This is a genomic window from Rhizobium sp. AP16 (assembly GCF_000281735.1).
Taxonomy (GTDB): Bacteria; Pseudomonadota; Alphaproteobacteria; order Rhizobiales; family Rhizobiaceae; genus Rhizobium; species Rhizobium rhizogenes.
In genome coordinates this window covers 21,669-47,581 of sequence record NZ_AJVM01000075.1, presented here as the reverse complement: position 1 = coordinate 47,581, position 25,913 = coordinate 21,669, and the positions used below count along the sequence as shown (strand labels likewise).

The window sequence follows — 25,913 nt, the reverse complement described above, 5'->3', positions numbered from 1 at the left end:
TTTCCCCGGCATGACGGACATTCTTTCGACCTCGCGACACGAGGCAGGTGGCGCATTTCTCGTTGCGGCCCTTTATCATTTCGTTTCCATCCCGCGCTTCGAAAGCCTGCGGGAGCCTTTGCTTGCACTCTGCGAGGCGAGCGGCGTCAAGGGGACGCTGCTGCTCGCCCATGAGGGCATCAACGGCACCATCGCCGGCACGGATGCGGGCATCGGCGCGGTGCTGTCCTTCCTGCGCGCCCAGCCGGAATTTGCCGGCCTGGAGCACAAGGAAAGCCGGGCATCGAAAATGCCGTTCGTACGGATGAAGGTGAAGCTGAAGAAAGAGATCGTCACCATGGGCGTCGAGAATATCGACCCCACCAGGGTCGTTGGCACCTATGTCGCGCCCAAAGACTGGAACGCGCTGATCTCCGACCCCGACACCATCGTCATCGACACGCGCAACGATTACGAGACCGCGATCGGTCTGTTCAAGGGCGCGGTCGATCCGAAGACCAAGACCTTCCGCGAATTTCCGGAATGGGTGCGCCAGAACGAGGGCCTGCACAACAAGCCGAAGATCGCCATGTATTGCACCGGCGGCATTCGCTGCGAAAAGGCGACAGCCTTCATGAAGGAACAGGGTTTTGACGAGGTCTTTCACCTGAAGGGCGGCATCCTGAAATATCTCGAGGAAGTGCCGGCCGAGGAAAGTCTGTGGGAAGGCGCCTGCTTCGTCTTCGACGAGCGCGTCTCCGTCGAGCATGGTCTGAAGGAAGGCAATCACAAGCTCTGCCATGCCTGCCGCCAGCCGATCACAGCGGAAGAAATCACCTCGCCCTTCTATGAAGCCGGCGTTTCGTGCAGCCATTGCTATCACGAGCGCAGCGAGGAAGACCGCGAACGTTACCGCGAGCGCCAGCGCCAGATTGCCCTTGCCCGCAAGCGCGGCCACGAGCATATTGGCGGCTGATTTTCGAGAAAATCCGTGAAAGCTGAACCGTTCTAGGCGGCAGTGTCGCGTTCCCTGTCCGGGACGCGGGCCGTTTGCGCCGCCAAGCGCCTGCTGATTTCAGCTTCCGGCATCGGCTTGCCGAAGAAATAACCCTGCAGTTCGTCGCAGCCGAAGAGTTTCAACGCCGCCCCCTGCTCTTCCGTCTCGATGCCCTCCGCCGTCACCGGCAGGTCGAGGGATCGCGCCAGCGCCACCGTCGCCTGCAGCATGTCACGAGAGCGGCTGTCCGTCAGCACATCCATGGTCAGCGACCGGTCGATCTTGATGCGGTCGAAACCGAATTGGCGGAGATAGCCGATCGAGGAGAAGCCGGAGCCGAAATCATCCAGCGCCACCTTGACGCCGAGCCTCTTCAGCCGCTCGATCGACTGACGGGTGCGCTCCGGATTTTGGATCATATACCCCTCGGTGATCTCCAGCGTCACGCGTTCCGCTTCGATCTCCGCATCCTTGAGGACGTGACGCACATAATCCGCGAAAGCGGGGTTGCGGAACTGCCCCGGCGAAACATTGACGGCAATCCGCAGATCCGGCCATTGCCGCGCCGCGGCACACGCCTTGCGCAGCACAAGCAGCCCGAGCGCCTCGATCAGGCCGCTGGTTTCAGCAATCGGAATGAAGGCGTCGGGCGAGACCGGCCCGTAACCGGGCCTGTTCCAGCGCACCAGCGCCTCGACGCCGGTGATCTCATGGCTCACCGCATCGACCAGCGGCTGATAGGCAACCGTCAGCTCTTGTCTGTCAATGGCATTGCGCAGGTCGAGTTCCAGCGCATTGCGCTCCTCGCGGTCGGTATCCATGGCCGTCTCGTAGCAGATCATGCGGGCGCGGCCGGCTTCCTTGGCCTTGTACATGGCGAGATCGGCGCGGCGCACCAGTTCCTCGCGGTCGATCCGGCCCTCCGGCGAGCTGGCAATACCGATGCTGGCGCCGACGACGATCACGCGGCGGCCGATCTCCAGTGGCTCGGAGAAGAAATCCAGCACCTGTTCGGCAAGTCGTAGCGCCGGTGCGTGGTTCAGCTCCCTGGACGGAAAGGCGATTGCGAACTCATCGCCACCGAGCCGCGCCAGCGTCGCATTCGGCGGGATCAGCACATTGAGACCGGCAGCGACGGAGCGAATCAGCTGGTCGCCGGTGCCATGGCCATAGGCATCGTTGATTTCCTTGAAGCCGTCGAGGTCGAGATAGAGCAGAAGGACATTGCTGCCGTCGGCGCGGGCGCTGTCAACCAGCCGATCGACATCGAGGCGCAGCCCTTCGCGATTGAGAAGGCCGCTCAGGCGGTCGCGCAGCGAACCCTGGCGCGCCAGTGCCTCCTCCGCCCGCAACCGACGCCCCGCCAACGACCCCAGGATCAGCAGCACCACAAAGAACATGCCGACGAGGCCGAGAGCCCCGAGCACCAGAGGACGCGCTTGCTGGTAGCTCGTGTCGCCCGGTCCGCGCGAGTTCCAGACCAGCCGGCCGAGCGATTTTCCGAGCGGATCGACGATCGAAACGGCGTAGCGTGCCTGGGTGTCCGGCGGCACGAGGCGCAGCCCGCTGATGATATAGGTATGGGAGAGCATCTTGAGCTTGGCGGCATCGAGATGCCGGGCAAAGATCAGGTAGCGGCGCTTGCCCTCCGGCACGGGAATGCGGCCGGATGTCTCGCGGATCGTCGCCACACCGACGGCGGCAATACCCCTGGCGGTCGTTACATAGCCGCTCGCCTCCGGCTCGCCGGTTACCCGCGTCTTGCGCACCTGATCAACAAGAGCCCAGATCGAGGCATCGAAGAAATTCCCCGCCCCTTCGGCCATCGGTTTTCCGTCCCGATAGGCAATGATCGGCTTGTTGGCGTCATCGACCACCAGCACCGTATCGAACAGGGTGCCATCGGAGGTCATCTTGCCATAATTGCCGACGATCCATTCCCGGCCGTCTTCCGCATAGACATGTTCGGCGGCGGCGTCTCGCGCCGCATAGTCATGCAGTGTCGCGTCGAGCTGGCCTTCGAAGGTCTTCAGCGCCCCAGCCGTGGTTTCCCAAGAGCGTTCGTCGTCCAGCTTGTTGGAATAATCCGCAACGCGGCTGATCGCTGTCAGCACCATCAGCGTGACCACGGTAACGACCAGCGCGAATGAAAACAAAACGGCCGTCACGATGGAATGACGACCGAGCTGCTTGCTCCGCCCGAATGACCTGAAAACTGCTCCCAACACGCTTCTCCTTGAGCGGCGAAGTCTGCCGTCAGGTCTTCAAGAAACGGTTAAAGCGAGCCTATGATTCTTACAGGAAATGGTTGTATTTTTATCGCCATGGTGGTCGATCAAGCAGCAGCGCGGATCGCCTGCGCAAAACGATCGAGAGCAGCCCCGAGTGCGCCGTTTTTCTGCGCCTCCACAAGGATCGCCGCCTGCGCCTCATCGCTCTTGCCAGCAAGCGGAACGCGCAAAAAAGCCTCCGGCACGATGCGGAGCGACATGGTTTGCAGCACGTCCGTTAGTTGCTCCAGCACGAGATCGCCGCGATGCGAGGCATGTGCGAACATCAGCGGCTTGAACGGCACCTCGTCGCGAGACACCAGCCAATCCAGCGCATTCTTGAACCCGCCGGGAATGCCATGGGCATATTCCGGGCAGGAGACAATCAGTCCGTCGGCATCGCGGATCTTCTCCGCAAAAGCTGCGACAATGGCAGGTATCCTGCCGCCCTCGTCATCCGGATTGAAGATCGGCAGATCGCCGATGAAATCACAGATCTCGATGGAAACGCCGTCGAGCGATGCGACGCACAAAGCCTCAAGCAGCCTGCGGCTGGTCGAGGCCTGTCGTAAGCTGCCGCAAAGGGCGTAGAGGGAGAGTTGTTTGGCCATAAGGACCTTTAATCCGAAGCGCCGATTCTGGCGATAGCCACCCTCCCCTTGATGGGGAGGGTCGGACCAACGGTCCGGGGTGGGTGATCTTCTGCGGATACCGAGCATCACCCCCCACCCGCGCGTTCCGCGCGACCTCCCTCCTCAAGGGGGAGGTAGAATCACATCAATCCGCCTTGTGGTTCCCCTTCGGGAACTGAGCGGCGAGTTCGCTATACCACTTGCCGCTCTTCTTTACCGTGCGTACCTGCGTCTCGTAATCGACATGCACGAGGCCGAAACGCATGCGGTAGCCTTCCGCCCATTCGAAATTGTCCATTAGGCTCCAGGCGAAATAGCCACGCATCGGATAGCCGTCCTTGATCAGGTCGGCGACGATACCGAGGTGGTCGACGTAATAGTCGAGACGCGGCTGGTCATCGACCTCACCGTTGACGATTCCCATGTTGTAGCAGGCACCGTTCTCGGTGATGTAGCATTCCGGCAGCTCATAGCGCTTGTAGAGGTCTTCGACGACATGCTGCAGGCCGGGCGCATAGATTTCCCAGCCGATATCGGTCTTGGCGGCGCTGACCGGGGGCGCTTCCTTCGTCCAGGGGAAATCGCCGCTCTTGGCCGCATCGTCGAAAACACGGTTCGGTGTGTAGTAGTTCAGGCCCCACCAGTCGAGCTTCTGGTTGATAGTCTTCAGATCGCCGTCCAGGACCTCGGGCATCCGGTCGCCGAGCGCCTCGACGAATTCCTTCGGATACTCGCCCTTGAAGATCGGATCGAAGAAAGCACCATTGTGGAACTGATGGGCGCGCTCGACGGCGGCCTTGTCTTCGGCACTATCGGAACCCGGAAGGATCGAAGCAGCATTAAGCACGATGCCGACCGGCACCTTCGGCGCTTCGGCGCGGATCGCCTCGACGGCAAGACCATGCGCGAGGTTCATGTAGTGCATGGCGTAAAGTGCCGCCTGCATGTTGCGTTCGCCCGGGGCGTGGATGCCGTAGAGGTGGCTCAGCCAGACGATGCACCAGGGCTCATTGAAGGTGGCGACGGAATCGAGACGGTCGCCGAGGCGGGCCATGACGGTCTTGGCATAACGCTGGAAGGCATGCGCCGTCGAACGCGCCGTCCAGCCGCCATCGCCGGCGAGCGTCAGCGGCAGGTCCCAGTGATAGAGCGTAGCGAAGGTCTTGATGCCGCGCGCCTTGCAGCCGTCGACGAGACGATCGTAGAAATCGAGGCCCGCTTCGTTCACCGGGCCGGTGCCGTCGGGAATGATGCGCGGCCAGGCGATCGAGAAGCGATAGGCTTCGACGCCCATATCCTTGATCAGGTCGAGATCCTGTTCCAGCCGATTGTAGTGATCGCAGGCGACATCGCCGTTGTCGCGGTGATAGACGCGGCCGGGCATGTTGGCAAAGGCATCCCAGATCGACGGCTTGCGGCCATCCGCCTTGGTGGCGCCTTCGATCTGGAAGGCCGCGGTGGCAACGCCGAAAGTGAAATCGCCGGGGAAGCGGGCTGCGAGAAGCTTCGGATCGATCATGATGAAAATCCCGTCTGTTGTGGCTTCGTTGACGGCGGTTTAGCCAAGCCGAATGGCAAAGTACAGCGTCGGCCGAAGAAAAACTGCAACGTTGCAGCCAATGAAATTGAGCCGGCTATCGGCCTCCCGCAACCATCGGTCGACTATCTCCGCCTATGCTTCAGCGTGGCCGATAACACCAATGTCAACAGTCGTGACTTGTCTTTTCGGTTTGGACCAATTGGAAGTAGCAAACATATCCCATGTGAAAGGAATCAAATGCTTCCAGCGATCCATACCTTGCAGCCCCATCTGCTGAGCCTCCTGCGCATCGTCTCCTCGCTCGTGCTGTTCAGCTATGGAACACAGAAGATCCTGCATTTTCCAGCGGCCCAGAATGTGCCGGCCACGGGCTCCCTACCCTGGATTGCCGGCCTGCTCGAACTCACGCTCGGCTTCCTTGTGCTGATCGGCTTCCAGACGCGCATTGCCGCCTTTGTACTGTCGGGCCTGATGGCTTTCGCCTATTTCCTGCGCCATGCGTCGCAGAGCTTTTACCCGGCGCAAAATGGCGGCGTGTCGGCCATCCTGTTTTGTTTCATCTTTCTCTATCTGGTCGCTGCTGGCGCCGGACCTTTCAGCATCGACGCGCTGACCAAGCGTAAGCAGGCGGTCACTGTCTGAGTGAAGGCCCGTTCCGAGGCGGCGTCCTGCGCCGCCGCGGAATGTCTTGGTCTCAGACCTTGACCCAAGCACCATTGCGCTTCGAGGAGGCAACGCAGGCCTCGACGAAAGCGACACCCTTCACGCCGTCATCGACGGTCGGGTAGATCACGGCTGGATCGACCGCCACGCCCTTCTTGGCAGCATTGATGGCGCGCGCGGCTTCGGTGTAGATCGTCGCGAACGCTTCCAGATAACCCTCCGGATGGCCCGACGGGATGCGCGAGACGCGGGCAGCCGCAGCGCCCGAACCAGCGCCATTGCGCGTGATCAGCCGCTTCTGCTCGCCGAATGGCGTGTACCAGAGATAGTTGGGGTCGGCCTGCGTCCATTCGATACCGCCCTTGGTGCCGTAAACCCTGAGCTTCAGGCCGTTCTCGTGGCCGGGCGCCACCTGGCTGCACCACAGCATGCCCTTGGCCGGCTTTTCCGAACCCTTGGCCTTGAAGCGCAACAGCACATGGGCGTTATCGTCCAGACGGCGGCCTTCGACGAAGCTGTCGAGATCGGCAGCAAGGCTGTCGAGCTCCAGGCCGGTAACGAAGGAGGCGAGATTATAGGCATGCGTGCCGATATCGCCGGTGGAGCCGCCCGCGCCGGATTGCGACGGGTCAGTGCGCCACGCCGCCTGCTTCTGACCGGACTGCTCGATATTCTCCGTCAGCCAATCCTGCGGATATTCCGCCTGCACGATGCGGATATCGCCGAGCTCGCCATTGGCGATCATCTCACGCGCCTGACGGATCATCGGATAGCCGGTGTAGTTATGCGTCAGGATGAACAGCGCGCCGCTTTCGTCCGCCACCTTCTTCAGCTTCTTGGCGTCGGCGAGATTGGAGGTCAGCGGCTTGTCGCAGATGACATGGATACCACGGCGGAGAAACTCCTTGGCGGCGTCATAGTGAACATGGTTCGGCGTGACGATCGAGACAGCCTCGATGCCGTTCTTCAGCTTGGCTTCGCGGATCGCCATGTCGCGATAGCTGGCATAAGTGCGGGACGGATCGAGGCCGAGATCGCGGCCCGAGGCCGCGGCCTTTTCCGGCGAGGACGAAAGTGCGCCGGCGACAAGATCGAACTGGTCGTCAATGCGCGCAGCGATACGGTGCACCGCGCCGATAAAGGCACCCGCGCCTCCGCCCACCATGCCGAGCCGAATGCGCGGCTCGCGCGTCTGTTCCGATGATCCTTCGATTGCCATAGGTTCCTCCTGAATGAAATTAGTCTTCTACCTTCCCCAGCAAGAGAAGGTCTTGGCGATTTACCGTTCCCGGCCACCCGCCTCGCCCTTCGAGGGCCCTGCGGGCCACCTCAGGGTGAGGCTAACCTCTACGCCCGGCAGCCAGACTCCCCTGCCTGCCAGCACCACAGATCGCTCTTGCGGAATCCCGCGCAGAACTCGCTCCGCCCTCATCCTGAGGTGCGGAGCCTCCTGAGCCCTGCGAAGGAGTGAAGCCTCGAAGGACGAGGGTGGCCTCCATCTTCTCCCCGCTGGTGAGAAGAGAAAATTACGACAGCCCCAGCATACGCCGGTTGGCCGCATGGTCCGTGCCGCTGCCGGCAAAGTCGTCGAAGGCCTTCTCCGTCACGCGAATGATGTGCGATTTGACGAATTCGGCGCCCTCGCGCGCGCCGTCTTCGGGATGCTTCAGCGCGCATTCCCATTCGACCACGGCCCAGCCATCGAAATTATTGGTCGTCATCTTCGAGAAGACCGCGCCGAAATCCACCTGGCCATCGCCGAGCGAACGGAAGCGGCCGGCGCGCTCGACCCAGCCCTGATAACCGCCATAAACGCCCTGTCGGCCGGTCGGATTGAATTCCGCGTCCTTGACGTGGAACATCTTGATCCGGTCCTTGTAGATATCGATGTTGTCGAGATAATCGAGGCACTGCAGGACATAGTGCGACGGGTCGTAGAGCATGTTGGCGCGCGGATGGTTCTTCACACGCTCCAGGAACATCTCGAAGGTGATGCCATCATGCAGGTCTTCGCCCGGATGGATTTCGTAGCAGACATCGACGCCGTTTTCATCGGCATGGTTGAGGATCGGCGTCCAGCGGCGCGCAAGCTCATCGAAGGCGGTTTCGACCAGGCCGGCCGGGCGCTGCGGCCACGGGTATATGAAGGGCCAGGCGAGAGCTCCGGAGAAGGTCGCATGCGCCTTGATGCCGAGGTGCTTCGACGCCGTCAGCGCCATCTTCACCTGCTCGACAGCCCATTCCTGCCGCGCCTTGGGATTGCCGCGCACTTCCGGCGCCGCGAAACCGTCGAAGGCCTCGTCATAGGCCGGGTGGACGGCGACGAGCTGACCCTGCAGATGGGTCGAAAGCTCAGTCACTTCAACGCCGTTGGCGCGCGCGACACCGGCGAATTCGTCGCAATAATCCTTGGAAGAAGCCGCCTTCTTCAGGTCGATGAGCTGGCCCGCCCAGGTCGGCACCTGTACGCCGACATAGCCGGCATCAGCCGCCCATTTCGTGATCGAATCCCACGAGTTGAACGGTGCCGCATCGCCTGCGAATTGTCCAAGAAACAGGCCGGGGCCTTTGATCGTCTTCATGCGTAATTCCTCCCTGATCGCGTTCTGTAAACGTTTCCGGTCCATCTTAACGCCCAGTTCCAGATGAACAAGGCGCAATTTCCTCGAGAAACAATAGGGCCGTCCGGCCGAAAGTCGAATGCATCGAGACCTAATCATGGCCCGTTGCAGACAGCAAGAGGTACGTGCCGCAAAAATCGTCGCGCCATGCTAAACTCTTTAGCGGAGCACATAAAAAACGCCCGCCGGAACCGGCGGGCGCATGTGTTCAAATCAGCCGATCAGAACGGCGAATCGGGGAAATAAAAATCCTTGGCATTGTCCTTGGTGACGAGGGTCGCATCCAGGATATAGCTGCCGCGAACCGGAACCTGATCGTAGAAGTTGGCAGCGGTCAGCTCCATTGCGGTGCCCACCATTGCCGGCGGATAGAGCACGTCGACAGGGATCAGCTTGTCGCCATCCATGACCTTCTTGATCATATCCTTGGAGCCGGCGCCGGCGATGACATATTGGATGTCAGTGCGCTTGGCCTGCTCGATCGCCTGCAGCACGCCGACGGCCATGTCGTCATCCTGGCACCAGACGACATCGATCTTCGGAAACTTCGTCAGATAGTCCTGCATGACCTTGAAGGCATCGTCGCGGTTCCAGTTGCCGTACTGACGGTCGAGAACCTTGACGTTCGAGCCGGCGATACCCTTGTCGAAACCGTCCTGGCGCTGCTGATCGATCGGGATCGGCAGACCGCGGATAATGACGACCTGAGCGTCCGGCGTATTCTTCTTGATATATTCGCCCGCCGTCTGGCCGAGCGCCGGATTATTGCCCGCGACATAGAGGTCGCGGACGGAATTGTCGTTGCTGCTCGGCGCGCGGTCGACGAGGGTGACGAACTTGCCCTTGTCCTTGACTTCCTTGATGGCGTTGACGAGCGGATCAGGGTCCGACGGCAGGATCACCAGCGCGTCGATCCCTTGAGTCTCAAGATCCTGTACCGCATTGGCCTGACTTGCCGCATCCGGCGAAGTCTTGACGATGACGGTGAGCCCCGGATGTTCCGCCATCAAGAGTTTGGCGACGCGTTCGGCATGGAACACCACACCCGAGGTCCAGCCATGATCCGCCGCCGGAATGGAGACGCCGATGGTCACCTTCTTGTCCTCGGCATGGACCGCACCGGCCAAGGCGACCAACGCCACGGCCAGGCCAAATAGTCTTTTACGCATGTTTTATCCTCCCAGATAGAGACAGGGCCTTGTCATAAGAACCGGGCGCCCCCTGACCCGGTTATTCACGATTTGCGCGCAAGCGAACGCTGAACCAGCATGGCGATGATGATGATCGCACCCTGGATGGCGCTCAGCAGATACTCGCTGATGAAATTGGAAAGCAGCATGATGTTGCCGACGAGCTCGAGGATGAAGGCGCCGCAGATCGTGCCCCATACCCTGCCCGCGCCGCCCTTCAGCGCCGTTCCGCCAACGACGACGGCCGTAATCGCCTGTAACTCCCAGAGAATGCCCGTTGTCGCCGACGTGGAGCCAAGCCGTGGCACATAGAGAAGCACGGCAATCGCCACACACAGGCCCTGGATGACGAAGGCGACGGTGCGGACGCGATTGACCGCCACGCCGGAATAACGCGCAACATCGCGACTGGAGCCGACGGCGATGACATGCCGCCCGTAGCGGGTACGATAAAGAATGAAGGCCGCAACACAGGTGACGGCAAGGATGACCACGATCGGAACCGGCACGCCGAGCACGGAGCCATAATAGGCAGGCTTGTAGAGCGCCTGCACCTCAGCCGAGCGCAGGGTGATCGCGCCGCCCTGCGATAACCAGGTCGTCAAGCCGCGGTAGACACCCATGGTGCCGAGGGTTGCGATGAACGGTTCGATCTTGCCCATGGTCGTGATGAGACCATTGGCGAGGCCGCACAGGACACCGGCGACGATTGCGAACAACACGGCGGCCGCCAGCATCAGGGTTGGATCTGCGATGACGCCCGAGTTCATCAGGAGGATCATCAGGCTTGCGACGAAGGCGACCATCGCGCCGACCGACAAATCGAGATCACCGGCCGAGATGACGAAGGTCGCTCCCACTGCGATGATCGCAATAAAGGCGCATCTCGTCGCGACATTGGTGAGATTGGTCATGCCGATGAAATTCGGATTGACCAACGCGCCGACGATCAAAAGCAGCAGCAGCGCTGCAAACGGGGCCACGGCCCGCAGATCGACATCCCGCCATGAGCGGCCGCGCCTACTGGTCTTCTCGCTGCTGTCCTCGCCTACGCTCATATCCAAAACCAACCTCCCGTCCCATCATTGCTGGGAATTCGCCCGTATTTTTTGCCGCCGGATCAGGCAGCCGTCTTTTTCTTCAAACCCGCCGCGTAGCGCATGATTTCCTGCTCGGAGATCTCCTCGCCTTCGAGCACGCCGACGATCCGGCCCTCGCGCATCACGGCAACCCGCGTGCAAAGCCCTATGACCTCAGGCATCTCCGAGGAGACCACGATGATCGAGTGGCCGTCGCGCGCCAGCGCCGAAATGAAATGATAGATCTGCTGCTTCGTGCCGACGTCGATGCCGCGGGTCGGCTCGTCGATGATGATGATCTGCGGCTCGGTCTCCATGACCTTGGCCAGAAGCAATTTCTGCTGATTGCCGCCGGACATGCGGCCGGCGACGATATTGCCGTCACGCACGCGGATATCGAAGCGGCGGCGTGCCCGCGCCAAGGCATTGGCCTCGCTTGCGGCGCTGAGATAGCCGAACTTGCCATGCCGATCGAGGGATTGCAGGGTGAGGTTCGCGGCCATGCCCGAATTGAGAAGCAAGCCCTTGGATTTCCGGTCCTTGGTCATATAGGCAAGGCCCGAGCCGATCGCGGCGTGAACGTCATGCGCCGGCACGGATTGCCCATTGACGATGACGTCACCGGCGAGACGCGAGCGCAGCCCGACCACCGCCTCCATCAACTCGGTGCGACCGGAGCCGATCATGCCGGAAAAGCCGAGGATCTCGCCCTTGCGCAGCTCGAAACTCGCATCGCGGACATAGCCCGTCGAAATTGAGTTGACGCTGAGCACGATCTCTTCGTCGACGTCGGGCTCGTGCTTGGCGGGATAGAGGCTGGAAAGCTCGCGCCCGACCATCAATTGGGCAATCGATTCACCATCGAGCAGCGATGTCGGCGATGTCTTCACCCATTGGCCGTCGCGCAGGACAGTAACCCGGTCCGTCAGCTCCATGACCTCATCGAGCTTGTGAGAGACGAAGACGAAACTCGTTCCCTGGTCGCGCAGCTTGCGCACCTGCTTGAACAGGAAGTTGGTTTCCTCCCGCGACAGCACGGCGGTCGGCTCGTCCATGAAGACGATCCGCGCGTCCCGGCTGATCGCCTTAGCGATCTCGACCATCTGCTTATCGGCGATGGAAAGCGTACCGATCATCGCATTCTCGTCGACATGCGAACCGAGCAGGTCGAGAACGCGCCGCGTTTCCGCCCGCATATGCTTGCGGTCGAGAACGCCGAAACGCGTGACTTCGCGGCCGAGAAACAGGCTCTCGGTGACGGTCAGATGTTCGGCAAGATTAAATTCCTGATGGATGATGACGATGCCGAGCGCTTCGGCCGCACCGTTCGGCGGCAGCTTCACCGGCTTGCCGTCGAGCAGAATCTCGCCGGAGCTCGGCTGCTCGAAACCGGAGAGAACCTTGACGAGCGTCGACTTGCCGGCGCCGTTCTCACCCATGAGTGCATGGATCTCGCCAGCCCGCAGATCGAAATTGACGCTGAACAAAACCTGCACGCCGCTGAAGGACTTGCAAATCCGCCTCGCGGACAGCACCACCGCGCCGTCGACGGCCTCCGAAACCATCACTTCCTCCCTGTGGCTCCACCCACTTTCCATGCTATGTAAACCTTTACATATGGAGTGTAAAGGTTTACATCGGTTGATATTGCACAATTCTTCGCGGTCGCCTTTGACCTCCACGGAAGTCTGTGTAGTGTCCGGTCCGAGACGAGACCCAAGGCAGAGCGCAGTGTCGAATTCCACGCCCGCAACCATCGAAGACGTCGCCCGAATTGCCAATGTTTCGATCGCCACAGTCTCCCGGGCCATCCATATGCCGGAGAAGGTCGCAAATTCGACGCGGCTGAAGGTCAATCAAGCGATTGCGATCACCGGCTATACGACCAACGCCATGGCGCGCAGCCTGCGGCTCGGCCGGTCGAACATGATTCTGGTCGTCGCACCTGATATCGGCGACCCCAATTTCTCCAATATCCTCATCGGGCTGGAAAACGAGGCACGGTCGCACGGCTACGGCATCCTGATCGGCCACACGCAGAACGATGCCCAGCGCGGACTGGAATATCTGAAATTCCTGAATTCCAACCAAGCGGCGGGATTGATCCTGTTCACCGGCATCCTGCCCTTCGGACATCAGACGATGACAGCGCGACTGCCGCCGAGCGTCGGCGTCTTCGAACCGGTCTTCAACGGCGGCATTCCCTATGTCGGCGTGGACGATATCGCCGGCGCCCGCAAGGCCGTCGACTTGCTCATCGCCGAAGGCCACCGCAAGATTGCGTTCATCGGCGATTCCCGCACCCGCCTTGCCTATAGCCGACGGCGCATGGGCTATGAGGCCGGGATGGACGCCGCCGAGATCGGCGCCGATCTCCGCATCGTCTTCGAAGGCGACGGCACCATCGAGAGCGGACGGCTGGCCGTCGAGCAGCTTTTCATGCGCGACACGCTGCCGACAGCCTTCATGTGCGTCAACGATCAGACCGCAATCGGCGTGATGATCGGGCTGAAGGCGCGCGGCTACGACGTTCCCAAGGATTTCTCAGTGACCGGCTTCGACGACGTGCCGCAGGCCGTCTTCATGTCACCATCGCTGACGACGATCAGACAACCGCGCACCGCCATCGGCAAGCAAGCCATGGCGCTTCTGCTCGAACTCCTGTCGGCCGGTGAGCCCCCCGAGGCGGAAATCCTGCTGCTGCCCGATCTGGTGGTCCGCAACTCGGTCTCGGCACCGTCACGCAGCCGGCGATAGGGTACGTAGCGATGCCGCTCGGTAGGATCACCCTTTATGTCCGCGATGTAGAAGCGACGATCGGCTTTTACGAGAAGCATTTCGGGTTCAAGCCACTGAGGCTCGAAGGCGATCGGATTGTCGAGCTGCTGGCGCAGGATGGTGGCGCCAATCTGATGATCCATCTCGCTGGAAAGGCCCAGAAGATGGGCCAGGTGCTGGTGAAATTGGGCTTCGACGTGGAAGATGTCGAAGCTTTCCGCACCAAATGCGCCGCCGAGGGGCTTGAATTCGGACCTTTGCATCAGGCGGACGGCTATGTGTTCGCCAACGCCAAGGACCCCTCTGGAAATCCCATAGCGATTTCCAGCCGCGCATTCAGGCGGTAGCTCGGGAGGCGATGAGCATCGCCTCCCGGATGTCATCGATCCATCAAACGTAACGGTTGACGATGTTTTCCAGCAGTTCCTGCTTGCCGGACTTCGGCTGCGGATTGATATCCTTGGCCTCGACCCACTGTGCGATCTGGTCGAGCGAGTACTCGCCGCGGAGCAGCTTCTGGCCTTCAGCCGAATCCCAGCCGGCGTAACGGTCGGCGAGCGGCTGCGAAAGGGCCTTGTCCTCGATCATCTTGGCCGCAGCCTTCAGGCCACGAGCGCAGCAATCCATACCACCGATATGGCCGATCAGCAGGTCTGCCGGATCGAGCGACTGACGGCGCAGCTTCGAGTCGAAGTTGGTGCCGCCGCTTGTAAAGCCGCCGCCTGCCAGAACCTGATAGTAGGCCAGCGACATTTCCGGAACATTGTTCGGGAACTGGTCGGTATCCCAGCCGGACTGGTAGTCGTTGCGGTTCATGTCGATCGAGCCGAAGATGCCGAGCGCGTTGGCAAGCGCCAGTTCATGTTCGAAAGAATGGCCGGCGAGGATCGCATGGCCCTGCTCGATGTTGAGCTTCACTTCGTTTTCGAGGCCGTTCTTCTTCAGGAAGCCATAGACGGTCGCGACGTCGTAGTCGTACTGATGCTTGGTCGGCTCCTGCGGCTTCGGCTCGATCAGGATCGCGCCCTTGAAGCCGATCTTGTGCTTGTATTCGACCACGAGGTTGAGGAAGCGGCCCATCTGGTCCAGCTCGCGCTTCAAGTCGGTGTTGAGCAGGGTTTCATAGCCTTCGCGGCCGCCCCAGAGAACGTAGTTTTCGCCGCCGAGCTTGTGCGTCGCATCCATGCAGGTCTTCACGGTCGCAGCCGAGAAAGCGAAGACATCCGGATCCGGATTGGTAGCAGCGCCCGACATGAAGCGGCGGTTGGAGAAGAGGTTTGCCGTGCCCCACAAAAGCTTGACGCCGGTATCGGCCTGCTTCTGGGCGAAATAATCGACAATCTCGTTGAGGTTCTTGGTGTTCTCGGCGAAATTCTTGCCTTCCGGACGCACATCGGCATCGTGGAAGCAGTAATAGGGCGAACCAAGCAAAGTGAAGAATTCGAAGGCAACGTCAGCCTTCAGCTTGGCAGCTTCCATCGTCTCGTTGAACCAAGGACGCAGGAAGGTCTGGCCGCCGAAGGGGTCGCCGCCCGGCCAGGTGAAGGTATGCCAATAGGCAACGGCAAAGCGCAGATGATCTTCCATGCGCTTGCCGAGAACCACTTCGTCCTTGTTGTAGTGGCGGAAGGCCAGCGGATTGGTGCTGTCGGGGCCTTCGTATTTGACCTTGGCGATATCGCCGAAAAAGCCGGTGCTCATGTCTTGTCTCCTTGGAATGAAATTTGATCTTGGTTGATTATTTCAACGCGCGCTCAATGGCTTAATCGCCGGGTAGAGCGCGCGGTAACGCTTGTAGGCATCCTCATAGGCGCCGGTCAGCGCCGTAACGGGCTCGATCGTTCCAGCCGTTTCCGGGGCCGAGCACACGGCGACCGGATCGGCACCCGTCGCCGCAATCAGGCCGAGACGGGCAGCACCGAAGGCCGCGCCGAAATCGCCGTCGGCCGGCAGGTCGACGGGAACGCCAAGTGCTGTCGCGATCGAGGCGAGCCAGTAGCGCGAGCGCGAACCGCCGCCGATGGCGGTGACGCGGGCAATGTCGGTGCCAGCGGAGCGCAGCGCTTCGAGATTGTCCCGGATGGCGAAGCTGACGCCTTCGAGCACCGCCTGCGTCAGCACGGCGCGGCCGCTCTCATGACCGAGGCCGATGAAGGCGCCGCGGATGGTCGCGTCATTGTGTGGCGTGCGCTCACCGGAAAGATAGGGAAGGAAGGTGACGCTCGACGGCGCCTTCAGCGTGTCTCCGAGTTCGCCGGTGAGGTCGGCGGCGGATTTGCCGGTGACGCTCGAATGCCAGTTCAGCGCATCGGTCGCCGACAGGATGACGCCCATCTGGTGCCAGGTGTTCGGCAGCGCGTGGCAGAAGGCATGCACGGCGCTTTCCGGCTTCGGCAGGTAGGAGCCGTTGGCGGCGAAGAGCACGCCCGAGGTGCCGAGCGAGACGAAGGCGGCGCCATGGCTGACCGTACCCATGCCGCAGGCGGAAGCGGCATTGTCGCCTGCCCCGCCAGCCACGACGACGTCGCCCGCAATGCCCCACTTCGAGGCCAGCTCGCCGCGCAACTTACCGGCGGCGTCCGTGCCTTCGACCAGCGTCGGCATCTGCTTTTCGTCGAGGCCGGTCGCGGCCAGCAGCTCGGACGACCATTTGCGCTTGCCGGTATCGAGCCAGGAGGTGCCGGCGGAATCCGACATTTCCGAAATGTGCTCGCCTGTCAGCCACAGGCGCAGATAGTCCTTCGGCAACAGCACCCAACGCACCTTGGCGAAGACATCCGGCTCATGCTTGGCAACCCAGGCGAGCTTCGGCGCGGTGAAGCCGGGGAAAACGATATTGCCGGTCAGCGCCCGAAAACGCGGATCGGCGTCGAGGGCCGCCGCTTCGTGATAGCTGCGCGTATCGTTCCAGAGGATGCAGGGGCGCAGCACCTTGTCGTCGGCGTCGAGCAATGTGGCCCCGTGCATCTGGCCGGAAAGCCCGATGCCACGCGCAGCCGCCAATTCCTTCGGATGCGCAGCCCTCAGGCCGGCGACCGCTTCTTCGGTGGCGCGGATCCAGTGCGACGGCTCCTGCTCCGACCAGCCCGGATGCGGACGCGATACGTCAAGCCCGCCATTGGCCGAGCCGATGATCTTCTGATTACCGTCGATCAGCATCGCTTTGACGCCGGACGTTCCGAGATCGAGACCCAAATACATCAGATAATACTCCCTAGAGTCCGCCGTTCACGGCAGATTGTCCTTCACGAAAATGTCGAGGCGTATGCGCTCCTGGCCGGCAATGAAGCCCTGGCCATCCGCCGTCGCCTTCAGGACGCGGATGGCGCTGCGCACCTCATGGCCGGCATCCTGATTGAGCACGGCATCGATCGTGCCGTCCTGCAGCGCCGCGCGCGTATGTTCGGTGAGTTCATGCGCCACCACCGTCAGCCCACGCCCCTGCCCGGTCGCCTTCAGCGCCCTGATCAGGCCGCGATTACCGGCGCCGAGACTGTAAATACCAATGATATCGTTGCTGCCGGCAAGCGCCTCGGAGACCAGCCCGCTGGTGATCTCCGGATCGTCGCGCCCTTCAAGCACCGGCAACAGCCGCAATTGCGGAAATTCCGCCGCCATCAGGGCGGCAAATCCCTCAAGGCGCTCGCGATGGTCGCGCACAAGCATGGAGCCGGCGAGAACCGTGATATCGCCCTTGCGGCCACCAAGAAACCGGCCAAGCAACCGGGCTGCCGTCCGGCCGGCGGCAATATTGTCGACGCCGGCATAGTGATGCCGCATGGAACCGGTGAGATCGGAGACGAGAGTGACGACGGGAATGCGCGCATCCACCAATCGGTCGACGGCGGCGCGAACCTCCGGCGCATCGGTCGCCACAAGCGCTACGCCAGCGACATCTTGTCCATGCAGCGCATCGAGCGCCGCCACCAGCGCCGGCGGATCGAAGGCGGGCACTTCGACGATGCGGATCTCGGTGCGCTCGAGGGACGAACGTGTCATCGCCTGGCGCACCTCGGCGTAAAGGCCGTGCATGAAGGAATTGTCACCGGTCGGCAGGATGAAGACCAGCGGATAGACGCGACCCTTGGCAAGATTGGCCGCCGCCACGTCGCGCACATAGCCGATGTCGCGGATCGCCGCTTCCACCTTCTCGCGCGTCACGATGCGCACGCCCGGGCGCTGGTTCAGCACCCGGTCCACAGTCGCAAGGCTGACGCCCGCGGCAGCGGCGATATCGTACACAGTGGGTCTCATCAGCTCCTCCTGACGAGATGCTTACCGCCATTTCTGATGTACGTAAATCAGAAATTTTTTGCGCTGATATTTTCCTGTCAATCGCCACAACGAAAAAGGGCTCCTCGATGTGAGGAGCCCATTCATTGCAATAGGATAGGACGAAATCAATGGCCTCCGCCGCCGCCGCCCGCTGTCTTCGGCTTGCTCAGCATCAATACGCCGAGGATCATCGCCAGGAACAGCACCGTCAGCATCAGGAAGATATCGCTGAAGGACATGATCATTGCCTGCTGCGTTGTCATGTTGACCATCTGCCTCAGCGCAGCTTGCTGGCCGTCCAGGCCCGAGGCGGTGAAGCTGGTGGCCATGTTGTTCAACTGGTTGACGGCAACCTGATTGCCCCATTGGATATTGTCGCGCAGATTGAAGTAATGCAAATCCTGGCGGTTCGTCAGAAGCGTGTTGATGATGGCAAGGCCGACGGCGCCGCCGAGATTACGCGTCAGGTTGAACAGGCCGGATGCACCTCGCATGCGCGCGGGCGGCATGGTTCCGAGCGCGATATTGTTGATCGGCACCATGCAGAGCATCAGCCCGAAGCCGCGCAGGATCTGCGGGATCAGCAGCTCGTAGAAATCCCAATCCGTCGTCAGATGCATCATGATGTAGGTGCCGGCCGAGAAACTGGTAAAGCCGATGACCATCATGATGCGCAGATCGAGCTTGCTCGACAGGAAGCCGGCAAGCGGCGCCGTAAAGAACATCGTCAGGCCCGATACGAACATCGTCTCGCCGATCTGCAGCGAATCGTAGCCGCGGATGCGGGCGAGATAGAGCGGGTAGATGTAGGTCAGACCATAAAGACCGATGCCCATCACGAAGGAGAACACCGAGCCGAAGGAGAAGTTCTTGTTGGCGAAAGCCTTCAGATCCACCACCGGGAAATCCACCGAGAAAGCACGGTAGAAAAAGATGATTGCGCCGATGCCGGAAGCGATGGCGGCAATGGTGATGTAGCTGTCGTTGAACCAGTCGTTGGTGTTGCCCTCTTCCAGCACATATTCCAGCGCGCCGAGGAAGACGCCCATGGAGAACAGGCCCCACCAGTCGAACTTCTTCATCAGCGACAGCTCGGGCTTGTCGAAATCGATGTAGTTCCAGGTGACGATGGCGACGACGATGCCCGGTGGGATGTTGACCAGGAACAGCCAGTGCCAGGAGAAGGCATTGGACAGATAGCCGCCAACGGTCGGGCCGATGGTCGGCGCCAGCGTGGCGATCAGGCCGATGATCGGCGAGACGATATTGCGCTTCGACGGCGGGAAGATGGTGAAGGCAGCCGCGAAGACAGAAGGGATCATGCCGCCGCCGATGAAGCCCTGCAGCGCGCGGTAGATGATCATCTGGTCGATATTGGTGGCGGTCGCCGCCAGCGCGCTGGCCATGGTGAAACCAGCCGCGGAGATAGCGAAGAGGTAACGCGTCGAGATGATACGCGCCAGCGTTCCCGACAATGGGATCATGATGACTTCAGCGATCAGATAGGCGGTCTGCACCCAGCCGATCTCATCCGAGCCGGCGCTGAGGCCGGCCTGGATTTCGCTGAGCGACGCCGAGACGATCTGAATGTCGAGGATCGACATGAACATGCCGAGCACCATCGCAAGGAAGGCGATGAGCTTTTTCGGGTCCATGTGTTCATCCGCCGCGGAAACGGCGGGCGCCGGCGCCCGCGGAGGGGCGCCTGCGGTAGTGCTGGCCGACGACATGATATGTCTCTCCCGAGCTTACTTGTCCGGCGCCGTGCGGGTGTCGACATCGACGACGACACTCAGGCCGGCTCGCAGGCGACCGCTATCGAGCGCATCCTGCGGCAGGGCGATGCGAACTGGCACGCGCTGGATGATCTTGGTGAAATTGCCCGTCGCGTTTTCCGGCGGCAGCAGCGAGAAGACCGAGCCGGAAGCCGGCGAAATCGACTCGACCGTGCCGACGATCGGATGATCGCTATAGGCATCGACCTGGACGTTGACCTTCGAGCCGGGAACCAGATGCTGGATCTGCGTTTCCTTGAAGTTGGCGTCGATGTAGAGCTGGCGGGTCGGAACGATCGCCATCAGCTTCTGGCCGGGAGAGACGAGATCGCCTTCCTGCACGGAGCGGTTACCAACGACGCCGTCATAGGGCGCCTTCAGGACCGTGAAGGAGAGATCGCGGGCAGCCTTGTCACGAGCAGCTTCGAGGCCCTTGATGGTGCTCTCGGCCTGGGTGCGCTGCGCCTGCAGCAGGTTGATATTGGCCTGGGCCGATGCGATGGCGGCATCGCCGCCGACGAGATTGGCCTTGGCCTGGTCAAGCGCGATATTGGCGCTATCGAGAGAAGCCGTGGTGCCAACCGACTTCGCCTGCAGTTCGGCGGCGCGAGTCTGGGTGATCTGTGCGCCACGTACCGTTGCTTCAAGCGCGACCTTCTGGGCCTGCGACTGGGCAAGGGTCGCCTGACCGGCGGCAATCTGCGCGTCGATCGTGTGCAGCGACAGCTGCTCGGTGACGAGCGAGGCCTGCGCCTGTTCCAGCGCCAGCTTGTAGTCGCCGTCATCGAGCGTGGCGAGCACGTCGCCCGTCTTGACCTGCTGGTTGGCAACGACATTCACCTTGGCGACATAACCGGTGACCTTCGGCTGAATGGTCGCGATGTCGCCTTCGATATAGGCGTCGTCGGTGGAAACCATGAAGCGGCCCGTCGTCCACCAGTCATAACCGTACCAGCCGCCGCCGACGAGCGCCAGAACGACGACGATGGGCATAACCAGGCTGCGCCGCTTCTTCTCGGCGGGCGGTGGGGCCACCTCGGCCGGAGATGCTGGCGCAGCCTGGGCGGGGGCTGGATTGCCGCGGGTTTCCGCGGCGGGAGCTTCGGCCGTTACACCGGCTTCCGTTGCTTCCATTTCGGTATCAGCGGCATCGTTCACGATGCGTGCTACGTTGTTACCATGACTAGACGACATTGCCCTACCACCGGAGAATCTGGGTAAAATAATCGAACTGAACGGTTCGGTTCAGTTGACATAGATCGTTTTCCACTCCATATCAAGTGGTATCGAACCACTGAGTTCGATTTATTTGGCGAATCTGATTAAGGTTCTCCAAAAATGATTGAGTGTAAGGAGACCATGAAGCACGAACCGCAAAATGTCGCCGTCTTGAACGCACCCGCATCCGGTGGACGATGGGCCGCCGGTGAAGATCCGGTCAAGCGCCAGCAAATTCTGGAGGGCGCCAAGCGCGTCTTCATGAAAATGGGGTTCGATGCCGCGAGCATGAACGACGTCACGCGCGAAGCTGGCGTCTCCAAGGGCACGCTCTACGTCTATTTCGCCAATAAGGAAGACCTGTTCTCCGCCATTGTGAACAGCGAACGTGCACATTTCGTCGAAATCGTGCGCGCAGCGCTCGCCGAGGATACCGACATCGCGTCAAGTCTCCTTGAGTTCGGCAAGGTGTTTGCGACCCACGTCACATCCGACAAGATCATCAGCGCCATGCGAACCGTCATCGGTGTGCGTGAGCGCATGCCGTCTCTCTGTCAGCGCTTCTTCACCGGCCCGGAAAACCTGCGTACCGTGTTGCGCAGCTATCTGGAGCGCAAGGCCGAGGCAGGCAGCGTCGAGATCGAGGATTTCGACATGGCCGCGCGCCAGTTTCTCGAGATGGCCAGCGGCGGCTATTTCAAGCTAAGGCTGTTCGGCGACATGGAAGCCCCTCCTTCGAAAGAAGAGATCGATTATGTCGTGCGCGGCGCCGTGCGTGTCTTCCTGGCCGCCTATGGTTCCAAACAGAAAGATTGCGCCTGACGGCCAGCCGATGGCTAGCAGGTCTTGCCATCAACTCCGCAATCACGATCAAATCCCATCGCCGGTCGACGCCTAACAATGAGCCGGCAACCAGGGAGTTAGACATGAGCGCGATTGGACGAGCGATATGGTTCATCGAAAGCCATTTTGCGTCGGACATCTCGCTCGACGAGATTGCCGACACGGCCGGCTTGTCGCGCTACTATCTGTCGCGCGTCTTCGGACTGACCACCGGCCATTCGATCAGCGGCTATATCCGGGGGCGGCGCCTTAGCGGGGCGGCTCTTGCGCTGATCGACAGCTCATCGACCATTCTCCAGGTTGCCCTCGATGCGGGCTACGGCTCGCATGAGGCTTTCACCCGTGCCTTCCGCGAACAGTTCGGCATGACGCCCGACAGCTTGCGCAAACAGGGGCACGCCAGAAACCTTGCCTTACTGGAGCCAATCAGAATGGACGAGACCCACCTCCCCAAGCTCGACGCACCGCGTTTCGAGACCCGCCCCGCAATGCTGCTTGCCGGCCTTGCGGAAACCTATGCCCATGAGGCCACGGAAGGGATTCCCTCGCTCTGGCAGCGGTTCAACCAGCATTTCGGCCACATCCCCGGCCAGGTCGGCAATGTCGCCTATGGCGTCTGCACTCAGGCTGAAGGTGAGACCGAAAGCTTCCGCTATATGTCCGCCGCCGAGATCAGCGCGGCCGACGACCTGCCGGAGGGCTTTACGACCCTGAAACTGCCACAGCAGCGCTATGCCGTCTTCACGCATCGCGGCCACATCTCCGGCATCTCTGCTACCGTGCATCAGATCTTCGGTGACTGGCTGCCGCAATCCAGTTACCAGCACGCCAGCCTGCCCGACATGATGGAGCGCTACGACGACCGTTTCGACCCTCAGACCGGCATGGGCGTGACGGAGATCTGGATCCCCCTGAAGGCATAGAAGCAGCTGCGGCGCCTACGAAAATGGCGCCGCCGCTTGCACCTGTGAATTCGCTCCTTACATTACCGACGATTATTGAGGAGCCGGAGCTGGGGGTCAGCGTTCGGCAAACGCTGACCAAAGGAAATCGTTAATGGACATTGTTGGCTTGATCCAGGATCCGAGCGCATGGGTTGCGCTGATCACGCTTGTCGTCATGGAGGTGGTCCTCGGTATCGACAACCTCATCTTCATCTCGATCCTGACCAACAAGCTGCCGCCCGAACACCGCGAGAAGGCACGCAAGATAGGTATCGGCCTCGCGCTCATCATGCGCCTTGCCCTGCTCGGCACCGTCGCCTGGATCGTGCAGCTGACGACGCCGGTCTTCGAACTCTTCGGCCACGGCTATTCGTGGAAAGACATGATCCTGATCGGTGGCGGCCTCTTCCTCGTCTGGAAGGCCACGAAGGAAATTCATCACAATGTCGATCCCTCCGAACATGGCGAGGACTTCATCGCCAAGTCGACGACATCGACCTTTGCCGCCGCCATCGGCCAGATCCTGCTGCTCGACCTCGTCTTCTCGGTCGACAGCATCATCACCGCCGTCGGCATGACGCCGCATCTGCCGATCATGTTCGTTGCCGTCATCGCCGCCGTCACCGTCATGCTGGTCGCCGCCAACCCGCTTGCCAATTTCATCGAGAAGAACCCGACCATCGTCATGTTGGCGCTGGCCTTCCTGCTGATGATCGGCACGACGTTGATTGCCGAAGGCATGGGCTTCCACGTTCCCAAGGGCTACGTCTACACCGCCATGGCCTTCTCGGCCGCCGTCGAAGTGCTGAACATGGTCGTGCGCAACAAGCGGAAAAAGGCGACTGGCGGCCATTGAGGAAAAGGTCCGCACCCGCATATGGGTGCGGCGCTCACTCCTGGACGTGGACATCGACCCATTCGCCGATGTCACCCCGACCGTAAATATCCACCTTGATCCATATGTTGCCGCGAACGATGTCGTTCGCGGCATCGTCGGTGATGGTACCACTTGCGAGCATTACTTCCAGACGCTGGCGGTTGGCGGGGTCCGAGAAGAAGCTGTCGCCCTGATCACCCCGATCGCGGCGGCGGTAGGCGTGATAGTTCGCGCGATCCTGCCGGATAATCTGCCAGGGCAGCTCCAGCCGCTCTCCCTTGGAATTATACAGATCGTCGTGACCGATATAGGCCCGGTAGCTATCGAGAAGACGGGCAGAACCATCACGCGTTATCGTCGATTGGGCGGCGGCTGGGCTGAGCATGGTTCCCACGAATAAAAAGCTCAAGATGAATTTCTTCATCGCTTTCTCCCATTGGTCAATTGAAGATCAATTCTGCCACTGTCGCAGAAATTGCAAACGAAAAATAATACGTCCGCCTTTCTATTCAGGCTTTTCCGAATGGAAAGAGGAGAAGAGATCGTGACAGACGAAGCAGCGTGCCGGCACCGCGCTTGCGTCCGCGCCGTGTCGCGACGCACTTTCCCTTGACGTCATCCATTGAATATGGCCTAAGGCCAGCCAAACGGAAACGCGGAATTGAAGCGGCAAGACGCCCTTTTCCGGCCGGTTTCCTGATCCAGATAAACATCTCCAGCCGGGCAGCGCCTATCCCACGCAGCGGCCTGGCTTTTTCTGACGGGCAAACAAAATGACCACTTCAGGCGTTCGCGTCCGCATCGCACCCTCCCCGACCGGCGAGCCGCATGTCGGCACCGCCTATATCGCGCTGTTCAATTATCTCTTCGCCAAGAAGCATGGCGGCGAGTTCATCCTGCGCATCGAAGACACCGACGCGACACGCTCGACGCCGGAATTCGAGACCAAGGTGCTCGACGCGCTGAAGTGGTGCGGCCTCAAATGGTCGGAAGGTCCCGATATCGGCGGCCCCTACGGCCCCTATCGCCAGAGCGACCGCAAGGACCTCTACAAGCCCTACGTCGAGAAGATCGTCGATGCCGGCCACGGCTTCCGCTGCTTCTGCACGCCGGAGCGCCTGGAGCAGATGCGCGCCGCCCAGCGCGCCGCCGGCCTGCCGCCGAAATATGACGGCCACTGTCTGAACCTTTCGGCTGAGGAAGTCTCGTCGCGCGTTGCCGCAGGCGAGCCGCATGTCGTTCGCATGAAGATCCCGACCGAAGGCTCCTGCAAGTTCCATGACGGCGTCTATGGCGACGTCGAAATCCCGTGGGATGCCGTCGACATGCAGGTTCTGCTCAAGGCCGACGGCATGCCGACCTATCACATGGCCAACGTCGTCGACGACCATCTGATGAAGATCACCCATGTGGCCCGCGGCGAGGAATGGCTCGCCTCGGTGCCGAAGCACATCCTGATCTATCGCTATCTCGGCCTTGAACCGCCGGTCTTCATGCACCTGTCGCTGATGCGCAATGCCGACAAGTCGAAGCTATCAAAGCGCAAGAACCCGACGTCGATCTCCTATTACACGGCTCTCGGCTATATTCCCGAAGCGCTGATGAACTTCCTCGGCCTGTTCTTCGTCCAGATCGCCGAAGGCGACGAGTTGTTGACCATGGACGAGCTGGCCGAAAAGTTCGATCCGGAAAACCTCTCCAAGGCTGGCGCGATCTTCGATATCCAGAAGCTCGACTGGCTGAACGGCCGCTGGATCCGCGAAAAGCTCTCGGAAGAAGAATTCCAGCAGCGGGTGCTGACCTGGGCGATGGAAAACAGCCGCCTGCAGGAAGGCCTGAAGCTGTCGCAGTCGCGCATCTCCAAGCTTGGCGAACTGCCGGATCTCACCGGCTTCCTGTTCAAGTCCGACCTCAATCTTGATCCCGCTGCTTTCGCCAGGATCAAGTCGACACCGGAAGAACTGCTGGAAATTCTGAACACGGTGCAGCCGGACCTCGAAAAGATCCTCGAATGGAATGTCGAGACGATCGAAGCCGAACTGCGCGCCATCGCCGACCGCATGGGCAAGAAGCTGAAGGTCATCGTCGCGCCGCTCTTCGTCGCCGTATCGGGCTCCTCGCGCTCGCTGCCGCTTTTCGATAGCATGGCGATCCTTGGCCGCTCCGTCGTGCGCCAGCGGCTGAAACTTGCCGCCCAGACCGTTGCGACCCTCGTCGGCCCGAAGAACTGAA

22 protein-coding genes are annotated in these 25,913 nt (G+C 61.0%); 8 read left to right on the top strand and 14 right to left on the bottom strand.

The window, feature by feature from the left end:
- Positions 1-10: 10 nt before the first annotated feature.
- Entirely contained in the window at positions 11-955 is a 945-nt protein-coding gene (locus PMI03_RS26070; RefSeq protein WP_007700818.1) for a rhodanese-related sulfurtransferase, read from the top strand.
- Positions 956-987: 32 nt separating this feature from the next.
- On the opposite strand, the gene PMI03_RS26065 is transcribed toward PMI03_RS26070, so the two are convergent.
- The 3 genes from PMI03_RS26065 to PMI03_RS26055 all read right to left on the bottom strand — a co-directional run bounded on the left by PMI03_RS26065 (position 988) and on the right by PMI03_RS26055 (position 5,397).
- The gene (locus tag PMI03_RS26065; RefSeq protein ID WP_007700815.1) at positions 988-3,201 is read right to left on the bottom strand and encodes an EAL domain-containing protein; all 2,214 of its coding nucleotides are present in this window, start codon (positions 3,199-3,201) and stop codon (positions 988-990) included.
- A gap of 110 nt (positions 3,202-3,311) precedes the next feature.
- Entirely contained in the window at positions 3,312-3,857 is a 546-nt protein-coding gene (locus PMI03_RS26060; RefSeq protein ID WP_007700812.1) for an NADPH-dependent FMN reductase, read from the bottom strand.
- A 166-nt stretch (positions 3,858-4,023) separates the two neighbouring features.
- Complete coding sequence (locus tag PMI03_RS26055) at positions 4,024-5,397, bottom strand: GH1 family beta-glucosidase (protein WP_007700809.1); 1,374 nt, start codon at positions 5,395-5,397, stop codon at positions 4,024-4,026.
- A gap of 258 nt (positions 5,398-5,655) precedes the next feature.
- Between PMI03_RS26055 and PMI03_RS26050 the strand changes: the two genes are divergently transcribed.
- Positions 5,656-6,060: a DoxX family protein gene (locus tag PMI03_RS26050; RefSeq protein WP_007700805.1), complete on the top strand. Its 405-nt coding sequence runs from the start codon at positions 5,656-5,658 to the stop codon at positions 6,058-6,060.
- A gap of 52 nt (positions 6,061-6,112) precedes the next feature.
- Here the strand turns inward: PMI03_RS26050 and PMI03_RS26045 are convergent, their stop codons facing one another.
- From PMI03_RS26045 to PMI03_RS26025, 5 genes are all read right to left on the bottom strand, one after another.
- On the bottom strand, positions 6,113-7,300 hold the full coding sequence (locus tag PMI03_RS26045) for a Gfo/Idh/MocA family protein (protein WP_007700801.1): 1,188 nt from the start codon (positions 7,298-7,300) through the stop codon (positions 6,113-6,115).
- Positions 7,301-7,607: 307 nt separating this feature from the next.
- Positions 7,608-8,663, bottom strand: a complete 1,056-nt coding sequence (locus tag PMI03_RS26040) for a sugar phosphate isomerase/epimerase (protein ID WP_007700798.1) — start codon at positions 8,661-8,663, stop codon at positions 7,608-7,610.
- A 260-nt stretch (positions 8,664-8,923) separates the two neighbouring features.
- Positions 8,924-9,871 carry a substrate-binding domain-containing protein gene (locus PMI03_RS26035; protein WP_007700795.1) on the bottom strand — a complete coding sequence of 316 codons (948 nt, stop codon included), beginning with the start codon at positions 9,869-9,871 and terminating at the stop codon, positions 8,924-8,926.
- Positions 9,872-9,936: 65 nt separating this feature from the next.
- Positions 9,937-10,950: an ABC transporter permease gene (locus PMI03_RS26030; RefSeq protein WP_007700792.1), complete on the bottom strand. Its 1,014-nt coding sequence runs from the start codon at positions 10,948-10,950 to the stop codon at positions 9,937-9,939.
- Positions 10,951-11,012: 62 nt separating this feature from the next.
- Positions 11,013-12,536, bottom strand: a complete 1,524-nt coding sequence (locus PMI03_RS26025; RefSeq protein WP_007700789.1) for a sugar ABC transporter ATP-binding protein — start codon at positions 12,534-12,536, stop codon at positions 11,013-11,015.
- 166 nt (positions 12,537-12,702) lie between these two features.
- On the opposite strand from PMI03_RS26025, the gene PMI03_RS26020 reads away from it, so the two are divergent.
- Complete coding sequence (locus PMI03_RS26020) at positions 12,703-13,728, top strand: LacI family DNA-binding transcriptional regulator (protein ID WP_007700786.1); 1,026 nt, start codon at positions 12,703-12,705, stop codon at positions 13,726-13,728.
- Between the two features lie 11 nt (positions 13,729-13,739).
- The gene (locus tag PMI03_RS26015; protein ID WP_007700783.1) at positions 13,740-14,096 is read left to right on the top strand and encodes a VOC family protein; all 357 of its coding nucleotides are present in this window, start codon (positions 13,740-13,742) and stop codon (positions 14,094-14,096) included.
- 43 nt (positions 14,097-14,139) lie between these two features.
- On the opposite strand, the gene xylA is transcribed toward PMI03_RS26015, so the two are convergent.
- From xylA to PMI03_RS25990, 5 genes are all read right to left on the bottom strand, one after another.
- A complete protein-coding gene (gene xylA / locus PMI03_RS26010; protein ID WP_007700780.1) occupies positions 14,140-15,450 on the bottom strand; it encodes a xylose isomerase in 1,311 nt (436 codons plus the stop codon).
- A 42-nt stretch (positions 15,451-15,492) separates the two neighbouring features.
- Complete coding sequence (xylB, locus tag PMI03_RS26005; RefSeq protein WP_007700776.1) at positions 15,493-16,950, bottom strand: xylulokinase; 1,458 nt, start codon at positions 16,948-16,950, stop codon at positions 15,493-15,495.
- Positions 16,951-16,977: 27 nt separating this feature from the next.
- Positions 16,978-18,003: a LacI family DNA-binding transcriptional regulator gene (locus tag PMI03_RS26000; RefSeq protein ID WP_007700773.1), complete on the bottom strand. Its 1,026-nt coding sequence runs from the start codon at positions 18,001-18,003 to the stop codon at positions 16,978-16,980.
- 146 nt (positions 18,004-18,149) lie between these two features.
- Positions 18,150-19,754 carry a DHA2 family efflux MFS transporter permease subunit gene (locus PMI03_RS25995; RefSeq protein ID WP_007700750.1) on the bottom strand — a complete coding sequence of 535 codons (1,605 nt, stop codon included), beginning with the start codon at positions 19,752-19,754 and terminating at the stop codon, positions 18,150-18,152.
- Positions 19,755-19,772: 18 nt separating this feature from the next.
- Positions 19,773-20,993 carry an HlyD family secretion protein gene (locus tag PMI03_RS25990; protein WP_007700747.1) on the bottom strand — a complete coding sequence of 407 codons (1,221 nt, stop codon included), beginning with the start codon at positions 20,991-20,993 and terminating at the stop codon, positions 19,773-19,775.
- A gap of 165 nt (positions 20,994-21,158) precedes the next feature.
- Between PMI03_RS25990 and PMI03_RS25985 the strand changes: the two genes are divergently transcribed.
- The 3 genes from PMI03_RS25985 (at position 21,159) to PMI03_RS25975 (ending at position 23,660) form a co-directional block, all read left to right on the top strand.
- Positions 21,159-21,839, top strand: coding sequence for a TetR/AcrR family transcriptional regulator (locus PMI03_RS25985; protein ID WP_012652411.1), 681 nt, complete (start codon positions 21,159-21,161; stop codon positions 21,837-21,839).
- Positions 21,840-21,943: 104 nt separating this feature from the next.
- A complete protein-coding gene (locus tag PMI03_RS25980) occupies positions 21,944-22,783 on the top strand; it encodes a GyrI-like domain-containing protein (protein ID WP_007700738.1) in 840 nt (279 codons plus the stop codon).
- Positions 22,784-22,916: 133 nt separating this feature from the next.
- The gene (locus PMI03_RS25975; protein WP_007700734.1) at positions 22,917-23,660 is read left to right on the top strand and encodes a TerC family protein; all 744 of its coding nucleotides are present in this window, start codon (positions 22,917-22,919) and stop codon (positions 23,658-23,660) included.
- Between the two features lie 34 nt (positions 23,661-23,694).
- Here the strand turns inward: PMI03_RS25975 and PMI03_RS25970 are convergent, their stop codons facing one another.
- Positions 23,695-24,105, bottom strand: coding sequence for a hypothetical protein (locus tag PMI03_RS25970; protein ID WP_007700730.1), 411 nt, complete (start codon positions 24,103-24,105; stop codon positions 23,695-23,697).
- A 349-nt stretch (positions 24,106-24,454) separates the two neighbouring features.
- Here PMI03_RS25970 and gltX point away from each other — a divergent pair, with 349 nt between their 5' ends.
- Positions 24,455-25,912: a glutamate--tRNA ligase gene (gltX, locus tag PMI03_RS25965; protein WP_007700727.1), complete on the top strand. Its 1,458-nt coding sequence runs from the start codon at positions 24,455-24,457 to the stop codon at positions 25,910-25,912.
- Position 25,913: the final 1 nt, after the last annotated feature.